The sequence below is a fragment of the Dorea sp. BIOML-A1 genome, assembly GCF_009875615.1.
Lineage (GTDB): Bacteria > Bacillota > Clostridia > Lachnospirales > Lachnospiraceae > Dorea_A > Dorea_A amylophila.
The window spans coordinates 39,306-55,402 of sequence record NZ_WWSA01000001.1 but is presented as its reverse complement, the minus strand read 5'-3'; the positions used below and the strand labels follow the sequence as shown (position 1 = coordinate 55,402).

The window sequence follows — 16,097 nt, the reverse complement described above, 5'->3', positions numbered from 1 at the left end:
AGATATTGTAGGAAAATAGGAGGCAATCAGATGAAATTAACCCAGTTACTGGAACGTTTAGAATATGAAGTAGTACAGGGAGATGACCAGATTGAAGTTACAGAACTGATCAATGATTCCCGAAAAGTATCAGAAGGCAGCGTATTTGTATGTATCAGCGGAGCAGTGTCTGATGGACATACATATATAGAGCAGGTTGCAGAAAAAGGTGCAGCAGCTGTCATTGTAGAAAAGGATGTAGAAGCACCGGAAGGACTGACAGTAATCAAAGTAAAGGATACCCGTTATGCGCTGGCAATGACATCAGCAGCATATTTCGGATATCCGGCAGAAAAACTGAAAGTCATCGGAATCACAGGAACCAAAGGCAAGACAACAACAACATACATGGTCAAATCTATCCTGGAAGAAGTCGGTATCAGAGTCGGACTGATCGGTACGATCGAGGCAATCATCGGAGACAAGAGCATTCCGGCGAATAATACAACACCGGAATCTTATACTATTCAGAAATATTTTGCAGAGATGGTAGAAGCAGGATGCGAATGCGTTGTCATGGAAGTGTCTTCACAGGGACTGAAGCTTGACCGTACAGCCGGCATTCCGTTTGAGATCGGAATCTTTACGAACCTTGGCGAAGATCACATCGGACCGAACGAACACAAAGACTTTGACGAGTATAAGTATTGTAAGAGCCTGTTGTTTAAACAGAGCAAGATCGGAATCGGCAATGTGGATGATAAATGGTTCAAAGACATTTTCAAAGATGCGACATGCGAAGTTGAGACATTCGGATTTTCTGATAAAGCAGATATCCGTGCCACAGATGTAAAACATATCTCCAGACCAGGATATCTGGGAGTACAGTATCATGTGGCAGGTCTTATGGATTTTGACGTAGAGATTGATATTCCGGGAGATTTCAGCGTATATAACTCACTGACAGCAATCGCAGTATGCAGACATTTTGGTGTGCCGGTAGAAGATATCAAGAAGGCACTGAAAGTTGCAAGAGTTAAAGGCCGTATTGAGATGATCAAGGTATCTGACGACTTCACATTGATGATCGACTATGCACACAATGCAATGGCACTGGAAAGTCTTCTTGATACATTAAGAGACTATCATCCGGAAAGAATCGTGACCGTATTCGGCTGCGGTGGCAACAGATCTAAGACAAGACGTTATGAGATGGGAGAAGTATCCGGTAAATTATCGGACTTTACGATCATCACATCGGACAACCCGAGATTTGAAGAGCCGCAGGCAATCATTGATGATATTGTAGTTGGTATGAAAAAGACAGATGGTAAATATATCACCATCTGTGACAGAAAAGAAGCAATTAAATATGCAATCGAACATGGCCGGCCGGGAGATGTCATCATCCTGGCAGGAAAAGGACATGAGACATATCAGGAAATCAAGGGTGTCAAGTATGATATGGATGAACGTGTTCTGATTAAGGAAGTATTAGAGGAATTAAAGAAATAGATGTACGCTGATATTATCATCGATATTACGCATGAAAAATTAGATAAAGTCTTTCAATACCGCATCCCCTCTCATCTGGAGGGGATGCTTAAGGTTGGAACAGAAGTTGTGGTTCCGTTTGGTAAAGGAAATAAAGAAATCAACGGCTATGTGACAGGATTCTCTGAGCGTGCGGAGTATGCACCGGAGAAGATCAAGGAGATCTTAAGGATTGCCGAAGAAAGTGTAGCGATCGAGAGCAGACTGGTTGCATTGGCAGCCTGGATGAAAGAGTCTTATGGCGGAACAATGATCCAGGCGCTGAAGACCGTCCTTCCTATCAAGAAGAAGGAACGTGCGAAAGAAAAGCAGAAGGTAAGGTTGCTTTTGACAGAGTCAGAAGGAAAAGAAAAGCTGGAGCTGTACCTGCATAAGAACCAGAGAGCGCGTGCAAGACTTCTGGCAGCACTTCTGGATCAGCCGGAACAGGACTATGATTTTCTGATCCATAAGCTGAATCTGACAAGAAGTGTGATAAAAGCATTGGAAGAACAAAAAGTTCTGATACTGGAATCGGAACAGGTATACCGTAATCCGGTAATCTGTCAGCAGAAAGAGCAAAAAGAGATCATTTATACAGAAGAACAGCGGACGGCAATCCAGACATTTTCAAGGGATTATGAACAGGGACTTCGTAAGACCTATCTGTTATATGGTGTGACTGGAAGCGGTAAGACGGAAGTATATATGGAGATGATCGCCAAAGTCTTAAGTGAAGGCAGACAGGCGATTGTACTGATTCCGGAGATCGCACTGACATATCAGACGGTGATGCGGTTTTATACAAGATTCGGAGAACGTGTCTCTATTCTGAATTCCAGAATGTCCCAGGGAGAACGCTATGATCAGATGGAACGTGTGAAAAAAGGTGAGGTTGATATCATGATCGGTCCGAGATCTGCACTTTTCACCCCATTTGAGAAACTGGGACTGATCGTGATTGATGAGGAACATGAACCGACCTATAAGAGTGAACAGGTACCAAGATTTCATGCAAGAGAGACAGCAATCGAAAGGGCACGGATGGAAGGTGCCAGTGTGGTACTGGGTTCGGCAACTCCCTCGCTGGAAGCATTTTATGCATGTGAATGCGGAAGATATCAGATGTTACGGCTTAAGATGCGTACCGGGAAGCAGGAACTTCCGCAGGTATATGTGGCAGATATGCGGGAAGAATTAAAGCACGGGAACCGGTCAATCTTAAGTGACCGGCTGATAGAATTGATGCAGGATCGTCTGGATAAGAAGGAGCAGATGATGCTTTTCCTTAACCGGAGGGGATATGCAGGTTTTGTTTCTTGCAGAGCCTGTGGATATGTAGTAAAATGTCCTCACTGTGATGTGTCTTTGTCGGTACACAGAGGTGGTAAGATGGTCTGTCATTACTGTGGTTATGAGACACAGACAGTTCAGAATTGTCCATCTTGCGGTTCGGCGTATATCGGTGGTTTCAGGGCAGGAACACAGCAGATTGAAGAAATAGTGAAGCGCAAGTTTCCGCAGGCAAGGGTTCTGAGGATGGATATGGATACCACAAAGAACAAAGGCGGACATGAGAAGATTCTGTCGAAGTTTGCAGATGAAGAGGCAGACATTATGATTGGAACACAGATGATCGTAAAAGGGCATGATTTTCCGAATGTGACTTTGGTCGGAGTCCTGGCAGCAGATATGTCTCTGTATTCGGATGATTACCGTTCGGGAGAACGTACGTTTCAGCTGCTGACACAGGCAGCAGGGCGTGCAGGACGGGGAAGACGTCCCGGGGAAGTAGTGATACAGACTTACAGTCCGGAGCATTACAGTATTCAAATGGCTGCAAGACAGGATTATGAAGGCTTTTATGAAAAAGAAATGAACTACCGGGATCTGATGGGATATCCGCCTGCGTCACAACTGATGGCAGTTTTGATGACAGGAGCTGATGAGGTCAGGCTTGCAACAGCAGCAGAATATCTGAAGAAATACGCAGTCAGGGTAAATACAGGTGAAGAGATACAGGTGATAGGACCGGCAAGTCCGTCAGTCGGGAAAGTGAATGATGTATACCGGAAGGTTCTATATCTGAAAAGCAGAGAATATAAGGAACTTGTGTGGATCAAAAATCATATGGAACGTTATATAGAGATCAACAGAGGATTTGCGGACATGAGAATACAGTTTGATTTTAATCCGATGAATATTTTTTAAAAGTATTTTATGAATTAAGAAATAGATAAGTAATAGTGATAAAGGAGAGACAAAAGAGATGGCACTTAGAAAAATCAGGGAATTTGGTGATGAAGTTCTGAACAAAGAATGCAAAGAAGTAACAAAGATGACAATCCGTACAAAAGTACTGATCAATGATATGCTGGATACAATGTATGAGGCAATGGGAGTAGGTCTGGCGGCACCACAGGTTGGAATCCTGAAGCGCATCGTAGTTATTGATATCGGAGAAGGTCCGATCATCCTGATCAATCCGGAAATCATAGAGACATCCGGAGAACAGACAGGCGAAGAAGGATGTTTAAGCCTTCCCGGAAAAGCAGGAACTGTTACAAGACCGAATTACGCAAAGGTAAAAGCATTGAATGAAGATATGGAAGAAGTAATCTTAGAAGGAGAAGGACTTCTTGCAAGAGCATTTTGTCATGAGATCGATCATCTGGATGGTAAATTATATACCAGACTTGTAGAAGGCGAAGTACATGACGTAAATTATGAGGAGGAAGAGTAACATGAAGGTAATATTCATGGGAACCCCGGATTTTTCGGTCGGAACGCTGGAAGCACTGATTGGGGCCGGGCATGAAGTTGTACTTGTAGTCACACAGCCGGATAAGCCGAAAGGACGTGGCGGCAAGATGCAGTATACACCGGTTAAAGAGGCAGCCGTGGCACATGGAATTCCGGTTTTTCAGCCGGTGAAGATCAGAGAGCCGGAAGCCGTAGAAGAGCTTCGCAAATATAATGCTGATATCATGGTAGTCATTGCATTTGGACAGATCCTTCCGAAGGAGATTCTTGATATGACGCCTTACGGATGTATCAATGTACACGCATCTTTATTGCCAAGCTACCGTGGTGCTGCACCGATCCAGTGGGCGGTCATCAACGGAGATAAAGTGTCCGGTGTAACGACTATGCAGATGAATGAGGGGTTGGATACCGGAGATATGATCATGAAGACAGAAGTTCCTTTGTCGGAAGATGAAACAGGAGGAAGTCTTCATGACAAGCTGGCAGAGGCTGGTGCAAAACTCTGTGTTGAGACATTAAAGGCACTGGAAGATAAGACAGCAACCTGGGAAGTACAGGGAGAAAGTCCGACAGCATATGCGAAGATGCTGGATAAGAAGCTTGGAGATATCGACTGGAGTAGATCTGCAAAGTCAATCGAATGCCTGATCCGTGGATTGAATCCATGGCCGAGTGCTTACACGGACTGGAACGGTAAAGTTATGAAAATATGGGAAGCCGGGGTACTGGACGAGAACACAGATGCAAAACCGGGAACAATCGTGAAAGTGGAAAAAGATGGATTTTTTGTACAGACAGGAGACGGACTCCTGAAAGTATTGGCACTTCAGATCCCGGGAAAGAAGAGAATGGAAGCGGACGCTTTCTTACGCGGTTATCAGATCGAAACAGGATGTGAACTTTCTTCACAAATGATTAAGAATTGTTAAAAATGTATGAAAAGCTGCTATTAGGGTAAATTTTCGTATATAATGCAGGTCATAGAGAGCAAGGAGGCTGATAATGATGTATTATCCAATGTATTTTGATCCAACGTATATATTAGTGCTGATCGGTGTCGTGATCTGCCTGATCGCATCAGCGAAGATGAATTCCACATTCAGCAGATATTCCAGAGTAAGGAATCATTCCGGTATGACAGGAAGGGATGCGGCAGAACAGATTCTTCACAGAGAAGGCCTGTATGATGTGCGGATCGAGCACATTTCCGGTAATCTGACCGACCATTATGACCCGAGAACCAGGACATTGAGACTTTCGGATGCAACTTATAATTCCACATCGGTAGCTGCACTTGGAGTAGCAGCACATGAATGCGGACACGCGGTACAGCATGCGACCGGATATGTACCGTTGAAGTTAAGAAGCAGTCTGGTACCGGTAGCAAATTTCGGAAGTTCTATCGCATGGCCGCTGATCATCCTTGGATTTTTCTTCAACAGCAGTACAACCTCTGTGTTGTTTATCAATCTCGGAATTCTTGCATTTTCGCTTGCAGTGTTATTCCAGATTGTGACATTACCGGTGGAATTTGATGCGTCACACAGGGCATTGAAGATCCTTGGTAATACAGGCATGTTGTATGAGGATGAAGTCAGAGATACCAGAAAGGTGCTGACAGCGGCAGCACTTACTTATGTAGCCGGAGCAGCATCTGCAATTCTGCAGCTTCTGCGTATACTGCTTCTGACTGGAAATCGAAGAAACGATTAATTAACGAAAGGGAAGGGGATATAAGCCGCTTCCCTGATTGTATATCTATGGAAAGAGGAGGGGACGTATGCAGGCGTCTGTAAATGAAAGAGAATTAGTGCTGGACATGCTGCTTCAGATTACAAGAGACGGTGAGTACAGCCATATCGTGATAAAGAATGTTCTGGATAAATATCAATATCTGGACAAACGGGAACGCGCATTTATTACAAGAGTAGTAAATGGAACACTGGAGCGTATGATTGAGATCGATTATATCATCAATCAGTTTTCCAAAGTAAAAGTAAATAAGATGAAACCTGTGATCCGCACGATTTTAAGAAGTTCGGTGTATCAGATGAAATATATGGACAGCGTACCAGATTCGGCAATCTGTAATGAAGCAGTAAAACTTGCGGGAAAAAGAGGGTTTGTGAACCTGAAGGGATTTGTCAATGGAGTACTTCGTAATATCGGCAGAAATTTGGACAAGATCAGCTATCCGGATGAGAAAGATCAAGAGGCCTTCATTTCCATAAAGTATTCATTGCCGGAATGGATGGTAAAGCAGTGGCTGAAAGTATATGATGAAGAGACGGTAAAGATGATCGGAAAAGCATTTCTGGAAGAAAAGCCGCTGACAGTCCGGTTTGATGAACATAAGATAAAAAAAGCAGAACTGATCTCAATTTTGGAAAAAGAAGGTGTGACGGCAGGGGAAGTGCCAGAGATTCCATGTGCACTGTATCTGTCCGGATATGATCATCTGTCTGCACTTCCAAGCTTTTGTGAGGGACTTTACCAGGTACAGGACTTAAGTTCTATGCAGGTAGCATTATGGTCGGAAGTGAAAGCAGGAGACCAGGTGCTGGATGTGTGTGCCGCACCGGGAGGAAAGGCGATACATATTGCAGAACTTCTGAACGGAACCGGTCATGTGGAAGCGAGAGATCTGACAGAGTATAAGGTGGCGCTGATCAGGGATAATATTGAAAGAAGCGGTCTTACAAATATTAATGCAGTATGTCAGGATGCTGCAATATACGATCCACATAAGAAAGAAACGGCCGATATTGTAATTGCAGATCTTCCGTGTTCCGGGCTTGGTGTACTTGGAAAGAAGCCGGATCTGCGCTATAAGATGAATGAAAAGACAGAAGCAGATCTGGTGGAGTTACAAAAGAAGATCCTGTCGGTAGTAAAGGATTATGTAAAGTCAGGTGGAAAGCTTTTATATAGTACCTGTACGATACACAGAGAAGAGAATGAGGGGAATGTGGAGTGGTTTCTGAAAGAATATCCGGAGTTTGAACTGGTGAAAGAAAAACAGATGATTCCGGGAAGAGATGCGGGAGACGGATTCTACATAGCAATATTAAAAAGGGTGAATCATGAATAAGAAAGATATATGTTCCTACAATTATGATGAATTAAAAGAAGAGATGCTTGCAATCGGAGAAAAGGCATTCCGGAGCAAACAAATCTATGAATGGCTTCATGTAAAGCTGGCAGATGATTTTGATGAGATGACAAATCTGTCCAAAGGGCTGCGTGAGAAGTTGAAAGAAAACTATGAGATCCGGAAAGTGAAGATGATCGATCATCAGATATCGAAAGTGGATCCGACTGAGAAGTTCCTGTTTGAACTGGAAGACGGTAATATGGTAGAAAGTGTTCTGATGAAATATAATTACGGCAATTCTGTGTGTATCTCTTCGCAGGCCGGATGCCGTATGGGGTGCAGGTTCTGTGCATCAACGATCGGAGGACTCGTCAGGAGTCTGGAGACATCGGAGATGCTCCGTCAGATCTATCATATTCAGAAGATTACAGAAGAAAGAGTTTCCAATGTGGTGGTTATGGGAACCGGAGAACCGTTGGACAATTATGATAATTTCATAAAATTCATCCATATGCTGAGTGATGAACACGGGCTTCATATCAGCCAGAGAAATATTACAGCATCTACCTGCGGGATTGTCCCGAATATGAGAAGACTTGCTGAAGAGGGACTGCAGATCACACTGGCTCTGTCACTCCATGGATCCAGCCAGGAAAAACGTAAGAAGCTGATGCCGGTAGCAAATAAATATGAATTGTCTGATGTACTGGATGCCTGTGACTATTATTTTGATAAGACAGGAAGAAGAATTACCTTCGAATACAGTTTGGTGGCAGGAGTTAATGACCAGCCGGATGATATCAGAGAACTGACGGCGATTTTAAAACGAAGAAACTGCCATCTGAACCTGATCCCGGTGAATCCGATCAAAGAGCGCGATTTTAAAAAGCCAGACCGCAAAAATGCCTTGGAATTTAAAAATAAACTTGAAAAAAACGGAATTAATGTTACTATAAGAAGGGAAAGAGGCTCTGATATAGACGGAGCTTGTGGACAGCTGCGCCGTAGACACGCAGCCAAAAGCGAGGGAGAGACAGATGAAAATATATGCAATGACTGATGTAGGAAGAAGACGTGAGGTCAATCAGGACTATGTATACGTTACAGACAGACCAATAGGACCATTTCCAAACCTCCTTACGGTCGCCGATGGAATGGGCGGACATAAGGCGGGAGATTTTGCGTCCAGTTATACGGTAAATGTATTAAAAGATGAGTTGAAGAAGACACCGATGGATAAACCCGAGGAGATTCTCAGAAGCGTAGTCAGTATTGCAAATCATAAATTAATCGAGGCAGCTTCAAGAGATATCAAGCTGGAAGGTATGGGAACAACACTGGTAGTGGCAACTGTTGTTGGCAATACATTGTACTTTGCCAATGTGGGAGACAGCAGACTTTACCTGATCAATGACAAGATCCGGCAGCTTTCCAAGGATCACTCGCTGGTAGAAGAGATGGTAAGACTCGGCGGAATCAAGGCAGAAGAAGCAAGAAACCATCCGGATAAGAACATTATTACACGGGCAATCGGTGTAAAGGAAAATGTGGAACCAGATATTTATGAATATCGTTTGAAAAAGGGTGACATCATTTTGATGTGTACAGATGGACTCAGCAATATGGTTGAGGATGAAGATATGTTCAATATTGTCAAGGGTTCCAGGGATGTAGTAGAAGCTGTTCAGATGTTGATAGAAAAAGCAAACAGCAATGGCGGGAGAGATAATATAGGGGTTATCGTAGCAGAGCCACTTGCTGATGAGGTGAGTGTATGGTAAAAGATGGAATCGTACTAGGCAAGAGATATGCTGTACTTAGTAAGATCGGTGCCGGTGGAATGGCGGATGTCTATAAGGGCCGGGATCAGATGCTGAACCGTTATGTGGCGATTAAGGTATTAAAGAAGCAGTATAAAGAAGATGAAAATTTCGTAAGAAAATTCCGCTCGGAAGCACAGGCTGCAGCCGGACTGATGCATCCGAATATCGTGAATGTATATGATGTCGGAGAAGACCGTGGCCTTAATTATATGGTCATGGAGCTTGTAGAGGGGATTACCTTAAAAGAATATATAGAGAGAAAAGGAAGACTGTCTCACAAAGAGACAATCAGTATTGCAATCCAGATGTGCAGTGGTATCGGTGCGGCGCACGCATCAGGAATTATCCATCGTGATATCAAGCCGCAGAATATTATCATTTCCAAGGATGGAAAGGTAAAGGTTACAGATTTTGGAATTGCGAAAGCTGTAACTTCGAATACAGTAAGTACGAATGCAATGGGATCCGTGCATTATACATCACCGGAACAGGCGAGAGGCGGATTCAGTGATCAGAGAAGTGATATCTATTCCATTGGTATTACCTTGTTTGAGATGGTGACAGGGCAGGTTCCGTTTGATGGCGAGACAACGGTAGAAGTTGCGATGAAACATCTGCAGCAGGAAATTACACCGCCGTCGGAGTTGGTTCCGGATATTCCTTACAGCCTGGAACAGATCATTCTGAAATGTACACAGAAGAGTTCTGAGAGAAGATATGCGAGTACAGAAGCCCTGATTCAGGATCTGAAGCATTCACTGGTAGATCCGGATGGAGATTTTGTAAGAATAGCGTCGGCAGGCGGGGATTCCGATACGGTTATTATGACAGATAAAGATTTGGATGATATCCGTAACGGTTACGATGATGACGACGAATATGATGATGAATATGATACTGCAGATGTATATTCGGGAAAAGGATATAACGACAGAGAAGATGGTGACGACGAATACGATGATTATGCATCAGGGAGAGATTCAGATGAAGTAAATCCGCATATGCATAAGCTCATGAAGATTCTGACGATTGTGGTAATTGCGATCATTGTGCTGATCCTTGTATTTACAGTGGGAAAGGCAGCGGGGGTTTTCAAGTCGTTTGGCGGAATTACTACAGAGGATGATGCAGATACGTCAGGAAAAGTTACAGTTCCAGATATCCGTGGTATGACAGAGGAGCAGGCAAAGGCTGCACTGAAAAAGAAAGATCTTGGAATAAAACCGATTAAGAGAACAGAATCTAAAAAATATAAAGCCGGACTGGTCTCTAAACAGACTCCGGAAGCCGGTGAAAAGGTAAAGAAAAATACAACTATAGAAGTTGTTATTAGTTCGGGACTGGTAAAAAGTAAAAAGCAGGTACCGGATGTCAGCGGTATGAGTGAAACGGAAGCACAGAAAGAACTGGAAGATGCAGGATTTAAGGTGATTTCAAGTTTCCAGTATGATGACAGTGTAGCAAGCGGTAATGTCATCAATACAACACCTTCTGCCGGAACAAAAGCTGAAAAGGGTTCTACAGTTACCATGCTGGTAAGTCAGGGAACAGATAAGAAGACGGTGCCGGATGTAAGAGGCATGGCAGATGCAACTGCACAGAGTACGATCAAGAATTATGGATTCAATGTAGGAACTGTAACATATGATTACAGTGACAGTGTGGAAAAAGGAATGGTTATCAGCCAGACTGTAACACCTGGAGGTAAGGCGGCAGCCGGAACAACCATTTCAATCACGGTAAGTAACGGACCGAAACCGGAAGAAAAGATTGATATCCAGAGCTTTGTAGGACAGCAGGAGTCAGCACTTAAGAGCTGGGCATCCCAGAATGGTCTGTATACAAATGTATCGGATTCACAGTACAGCAGCAGTTATGCAAAAGGATGTATCATCTCCATGAGTCCTTCTTCTGGAAATATTTCCAAGGGAGGTACGATCAGCTATGTGGTGAGCCTCGGGGCGAAACCACAGGAGCCGACAAATGGAGGAACCACAGGAGATAACAATAACCAGAATGGGTCTAATACAAATGATGGAACCACGACTGGCCAGTAAAAGATTATGCAGGGAAAAATTATAAAAGGAATTGCCGGATTCTACTACGTTCACGTAGTAGAATTCGGTGTTTATGAATGCAAAGCCAAAGGTGTATTCCGGAAAGAAAAGATCAAGCCTTTGGTGGGAGACAATGTAGAGATAGAGATTCTTGATGAATCGGAAAAAAAAGGAAATATAGTGAAGATACTGCCACGGCAGAATGAGCTGATCCGCCCGGCTGTGGCCAATATCGATCAGGCATTGGTAGTCTTTGCAATCACGAAGCCGAATCCACACTTTAATCTGCTGGACCGCTTTCTTGTTATGATGGAAAGCAAAGAGATTCCGGTTGTGTTATGCTTTAATAAAGAAGACATTGCGACAGATCCGCAGGTGAAGGAATTGGAATCAATCTATGAATCATGCGGTTATCCGCTGGTATTTGTCAGTGCGAAAAAAGAACGGGGGATTGAAACTATACGTGAACTTCTGAAAGGAAAGACAACAGCGATCGCAGGTCCGTCCGGAGTGGGAAAATCTTCGATCATTAATATTCTGCAGCCGGAGGCAGATATGGAGACAGGGGCAATCAGTACGAAGATTGAGAGGGGAAAACATACCACCAGACATTCGGAATTGTTCGCCATTGATGAAAATTCATATATCATGGATACACCGGGATTCAGTTCGTTATATGTGAATGATTATGAAAAAGAAGATCTGAAGTACTTCTTTCCGGAATTCCGGAAATACGAAGGAATGTGCAAGTTTAACGGTTGTGATCATGTGCATGAGCCGGGGTGTGCCGTAAAGGCAGCTCTGGAAGAGGATAAAATTCATAAAATCCGTTATCAGAATTATATAGAAATGTATGAGGAATTGAAGAATAAAAGGAGGTACTGATGAGGAACTATGTATTGTCACCGTCAATACTGGCGGCAGATTTCAAAGTTTTGGGTCAGGAAATGAAGAAGACAGAAGAAAATGGGGCAGCGTATATTCATTTTGACGTTATGGATGGAATGTTTGTACCAAGTATATCATTTGGTATGCCGGTTCTGGCATCAATCCATGATGCAACGGAGCAATTCATGGATGCACATCTGATGGTGCAGGAGCCGATCCGCTATGTAGAAGCATTCCAGAAGGCGGGAGCTGACTATGTAACGGTACATCTGGAGGCGTGTGAAGACGTAAAAACGACATTGGATAAAATCCATGCATGTGGCATGAAGGCAGGACTGGCTGTTAATCCAGAGACAGATGTAAAAGAGCTTGTTCCATATCTGGAAGACGTGGAGATGATCCTGATCATGAGCGTGCATCCGGGATTTGGAGGACAGAAATTTATTCCGGAATCACTGGATAAGATCCGTGCGGTCCGTGCGATGCTGAATGAAAAAAATCTGGAGACAGATATTCAGGTAGACGGAGGAATCTATGTGGAGAATGTCAGAGAAGTATTGGATGCAGGCGCAAATGTAATTGTGGCCGGTTCTGCTGTGTTCAGAGGAGATGCCGGGGAAAATACTGCAAAATTCATGGAGATATTGAAAAGTTATGAATAAGAAGATTGTGATTATCAGCGGTGGGGAGCTGGAAGAAGAATTTGTATTATCAATCCTTGAAAAAGAGGAAAATCAGTATGTGATCGGTGTGGACAAAGGTATGGAGTTCCTTTACAGCCATCAGATTCTGCCAAATTATATTGTCGGAGATTTTGACAGTGTAAAAAAAGAGATTGGAGATTATTACCGTAATGAGACAGATGTTCCGATCAGGGAATTTAATCCGGTAAAAGATGCATCTGATACAGAGATTGCAATCAGACTGGCTATGACATTAGGGGCAGGTGAGATTCTGATCCTGGGAGCAACCGGAGGTCGTATCGATCACCTCTGGGCAAATGTTCAGAGCCTTGCAATCCCGTTTAAAGCCGGAATTAATGCTGTGATCATGGATCGCCAGAATAAGATCCGTCTGATCGGAGGCGGGGAAACCCATCTGAAAAAAGGAGAAACTTACGGACCGTATTTTTCTGTGTTTCCGTTAGGCGAGGAAGTATTTGGTTTCAGTATCAAAGGGGCAAAGTATCCATTGACGAATCATACACTGATACCATATGACAGCCTTTGCGTCAGCAATCAGTTCCAGGAGGATGAAGTGACAATCAGCTTCCTGAATGGAATTGTGATTCTGATGGAAACGAAAGACAGATAAAACTCTATATAAATTCATGTGAGTTTTTGAAAAAATGGCCTACTTTGTGGCCCATTAACCTTTTGATCAAAGCTCTAATGTGGTAAGGAGAAGCGCTTGTATGAGTGCTTCTTTTTTATAGTTGTAAGTATTATAATAAAAATAACTGGTGTTTAGGTTCTGATATGATTATGCAACTGGAATTATTGGCGTAATATCAACAATTACGTTTGTGACATTACTAAGATATTTAAAATGTCCTCACTGTAAGACAAGAACCTGGTGCAGGAAAGTCATGACCAAAGAGTGATAATTAAATCATATAGACAGGGTATGGCAACAGCAGGTTGCTTTTCAGAACATGAATTTATCTATATGATATGCTTATGGAGGTGATGACTATGGAAACAAAAAATATTATTTTGAAACTTCGTACAGAAAGAGGAATGTCACAAGACGAACTGGCAGATAAAATCATGGTAACAAGGCAGGCAGTATCACGCTGGGAAAATGGAGATACAGTTCCAAATACTGATACACTTAAGCTCTTATCGAAAGAATTTGATGTTTCCATCAATACGCTTTTGGGAGAACCTAGAAAGCTGATCTGTCAGTGTTGCGGGATGCCAATTGATGATGATTCCATATTGGGACGTGATAAGGATGGCACATTAAATGAGGAGTATTGTAAATGGTGCTATGCAGATGGAACATACACATATAATGATATGGATGAATTGATTGATGTATGTGTAAAGAATATGGTAAATGAAAACTTTACCGAAGAACAGGCACGTTCTTATCTGAAAGAAATGCTTCCAAAGTTAGATTACTGGAAAAGGTATGATGAACTTAGTGACAATGGGCAGTTTGAAGAGTTTAAAAAGCAATTGATAAATGAAATTAATGATCTGCATATAGACGGACTTCCAAGGGTAGACAAACTAAATGCACTTGTGGGGAAATATGTGAATCTGGAATATACTCTGCCTAATGGACAAAAAGTGAAATTCCTTGATGATCAGAAAACATATCTGGGGAATCAACTGGAGTCTGAATTTGGAGGAGACAGGTGCTTCGGTATTCTGGCAGGCATGGATTTTATTTTGGTATGTACATATGAGAAGAATGGTGAAAATCCGGAGCTTCTGATTTATAAAAAGAGATAATATAAGCAAAAATAAAAGTCTTGACAAATAAACGACCGTGGAGCAGCAGGATGGCGAACAGGCAACAGAATATGATATGCCGGAAGATGAAAAAGAAAAAATGCCTGAAAAGTATGAGAATGTATCACTGGATGGTTTGGCGGAATACAGCAAGTCTATGTTTGAATACTGGACAGAGGATGATTTTGCATCATCGTTTCGGAAGATGCTCACAATAGAGCAGTTTCGCAGTGAAGAGATGCAGAATTTATATCAGCAATATCTGGTATCCGGACCGGCAGAATACGTGAAGGACCTGTTCAAAAATATGGAAATAAAAAATCCAGAGGAGAATGCAGTTAAATTTTATGCGAATATGTTTATCTATTATAGTGTGTATGATGGAGCAGCAGATAAGGCGAAAGTGAAATGTCAGTTTGAACAGATGCTGGACAAAATTGTAGAAGAAATGAAACAGTAAAATAAGGACCAGACGCTTAAGACGCAGAGCCGTTAATTCTGATACTGAAAAATCAGGATTATCGGTTTTTATTTTTAAGAAAGGACATAAAAGAAATGGAAAAAAATAATATTATGATTCGTTTAGAGAAAAAGGAAGAGCATCAGAAAGTAGAAAATCTGGTAAGAGAAAGTTTTTGGAATGTGTATCGTCCGGGATGCCTTGAGCATTATGTATTGCATCAGCTCAGAAATGATCCGGCATTTGTTCCAGAACTGGATTTTGTGATGCTTCTTAAAGAAAATGATGAAGAGGGTAAGCTGATTGGTCAGAATATGTTTATGAGAACGAGTATTAAATCGGATGATGGAAGATATATTCCAATTATGACGATGGGACCAATCTGTATCAAGAATGAATATAAGCGGAAAGGATATGGTAAAATCCTGCTTGATTATTCATTGGAGAAAGCAGCAGAGCTTGGCTGTGGAGCATTATGCTTTGAAGGAAATATTGATTTTTACGGTAAGAGTGGATTCAGACAGGCAAGCGAGTATGGTATCCGTTATCATGGATTGCCGGAGGGAGAAGATGCATCATTCTTTTTGTGTAAAGAACTTGTACCAGGTTATCTTGAGGGATTACCGGAGAGTATGCCACACCGGAAGGCTATCTTGTAGATGAGCAGGAAGCAGAAGAGTTTGATAAGCAGTTTTTAAATAAAGAGAAAAAGAAACTGCCGGGACAGTTATTTTAGCGAAGTGGTTCGTGAATATTCGCTTCGCATGCAGAGAACAGGAGGCAAAAATTGTAATGAAGTCAATGAAAAAGGACTGTTATAAAAAAGGTTGGGCAAGTGCGATGGCTAAAATAATGGAAATTATTGCAAAAGAAACGAAGGGAAAGAGTTATCACAAACAGGAGATGAGATAAAAATGAATATTCACAAAGATAAGATGCTATGGTATAATACAAGTTACTGTATTAGGGTTTCTTATGAGAGAAGCTGAAATATGGGAAAAGATTTAAAAGGCAAAGAACTTGGCAAGGGAATAA

General features: G+C 42.3%; 15 protein-coding genes. All 15 read left to right on the top strand.

The window, feature by feature from the left end; all coding sequences use genetic code 11:
• Positions 1 to 30 precede the first annotated feature (30 nt).
• Entirely contained in the window at positions 31 to 1,494 is a 1,464-nt protein-coding gene (locus GT508_RS00265; RefSeq protein ID WP_028087167.1) for a UDP-N-acetylmuramoyl-L-alanyl-D-glutamate--2,6-diaminopimelate ligase, read from the top strand.
• Entirely contained in the window at positions 1,495 to 3,723 is a 2,229-nt protein-coding gene (gene priA, locus GT508_RS00260) for a replication restart helicase PriA (RefSeq protein ID WP_161143310.1), read from the top strand.
• Between the two features lie 58 nt (positions 3,724 to 3,781).
• Positions 3,782 to 4,255, top strand: a complete 474-nt coding sequence (gene def, locus GT508_RS00255; RefSeq protein ID WP_028087169.1) for a peptide deformylase — start codon at positions 3,782 to 3,784, stop codon at positions 4,253 to 4,255.
• Position 4,256: 1 nt separating this feature from the next.
• Positions 4,257 to 5,207, top strand: coding sequence for a methionyl-tRNA formyltransferase (gene fmt, locus GT508_RS00250; RefSeq protein ID WP_161143309.1), 951 nt, complete (start codon positions 4,257 to 4,259; stop codon positions 5,205 to 5,207).
• Positions 5,208 to 5,283: 76 nt separating this feature from the next.
• Positions 5,284 to 5,991 (top strand): zinc metallopeptidase, encoded by a 708-nt coding sequence (locus GT508_RS00245; protein ID WP_028087171.1) that lies wholly within the window; start codon positions 5,284 to 5,286, stop codon positions 5,989 to 5,991.
• 67 nt (positions 5,992 to 6,058) lie between these two features.
• Complete coding sequence (gene rsmB / locus GT508_RS00240; RefSeq protein WP_118309238.1) at positions 6,059 to 7,369, top strand: 16S rRNA (cytosine(967)-C(5))-methyltransferase RsmB; 1,311 nt, start codon at positions 6,059 to 6,061, stop codon at positions 7,367 to 7,369.
• Entirely contained in the window at positions 7,362 to 8,432 is a 1,071-nt protein-coding gene (gene rlmN, locus GT508_RS00235) for a 23S rRNA (adenine(2503)-C(2))-methyltransferase RlmN (protein ID WP_028087173.1), read from the top strand. Before rsmB ends, rlmN begins: the two co-directional genes overlap by 8 nt.
• Positions 8,410 to 9,153, top strand: a complete 744-nt coding sequence (locus tag GT508_RS00230) for a Stp1/IreP family PP2C-type Ser/Thr phosphatase (protein ID WP_118378247.1) — start codon at positions 8,410 to 8,412, stop codon at positions 9,151 to 9,153. Before rlmN ends, GT508_RS00230 begins: the two co-directional genes overlap by 23 nt.
• The gene (pknB, locus tag GT508_RS00225) at positions 9,147 to 11,252 is read left to right on the top strand and encodes a Stk1 family PASTA domain-containing Ser/Thr kinase (RefSeq protein WP_161143308.1); all 2,106 of its coding nucleotides are present in this window, start codon (positions 9,147 to 9,149) and stop codon (positions 11,250 to 11,252) included. Before GT508_RS00230 ends, pknB begins: the two co-directional genes overlap by 7 nt.
• Before the next feature lie 6 nt (positions 11,253 to 11,258).
• Positions 11,259 to 12,137, top strand: a complete 879-nt coding sequence (rsgA, locus tag GT508_RS00220) for a ribosome small subunit-dependent GTPase A (RefSeq protein ID WP_161143307.1) — start codon at positions 11,259 to 11,261, stop codon at positions 12,135 to 12,137.
• The gene (gene rpe / locus GT508_RS00215; RefSeq protein WP_161143306.1) at positions 12,137 to 12,802 is read left to right on the top strand and encodes a ribulose-phosphate 3-epimerase; all 666 of its coding nucleotides are present in this window, start codon (positions 12,137 to 12,139) and stop codon (positions 12,800 to 12,802) included. Before rsgA ends, rpe begins: the two co-directional genes overlap by 1 nt.
• The gene (locus GT508_RS00210) at positions 12,795 to 13,454 is read left to right on the top strand and encodes a thiamine diphosphokinase (protein WP_028087178.1); all 660 of its coding nucleotides are present in this window, start codon (positions 12,795 to 12,797) and stop codon (positions 13,452 to 13,454) included. The genes rpe and GT508_RS00210 overlap by 8 nt, the downstream gene beginning before the upstream one ends.
• A 380-nt stretch (positions 13,455 to 13,834) precedes the next feature.
• Entirely contained in the window at positions 13,835 to 14,602 is a 768-nt protein-coding gene (locus GT508_RS00205) for a zinc ribbon domain-containing protein (protein WP_161143305.1), read from the top strand.
• 37 nt (positions 14,603 to 14,639) lie between these two features.
• Positions 14,640 to 15,062, top strand: a complete 423-nt coding sequence (locus GT508_RS00200; protein WP_227097583.1) for a TetR/AcrR family transcriptional regulator — start codon at positions 14,640 to 14,642, stop codon at positions 15,060 to 15,062.
• Between the two features lie 95 nt (positions 15,063 to 15,157).
• On the top strand, positions 15,158 to 15,721 hold the full coding sequence (locus GT508_RS00195; protein ID WP_319017353.1) for a GNAT family N-acetyltransferase: 564 nt from the start codon (positions 15,158 to 15,160) through the stop codon (positions 15,719 to 15,721).
• Positions 15,722 to 16,097 lie beyond the last annotated feature (376 nt).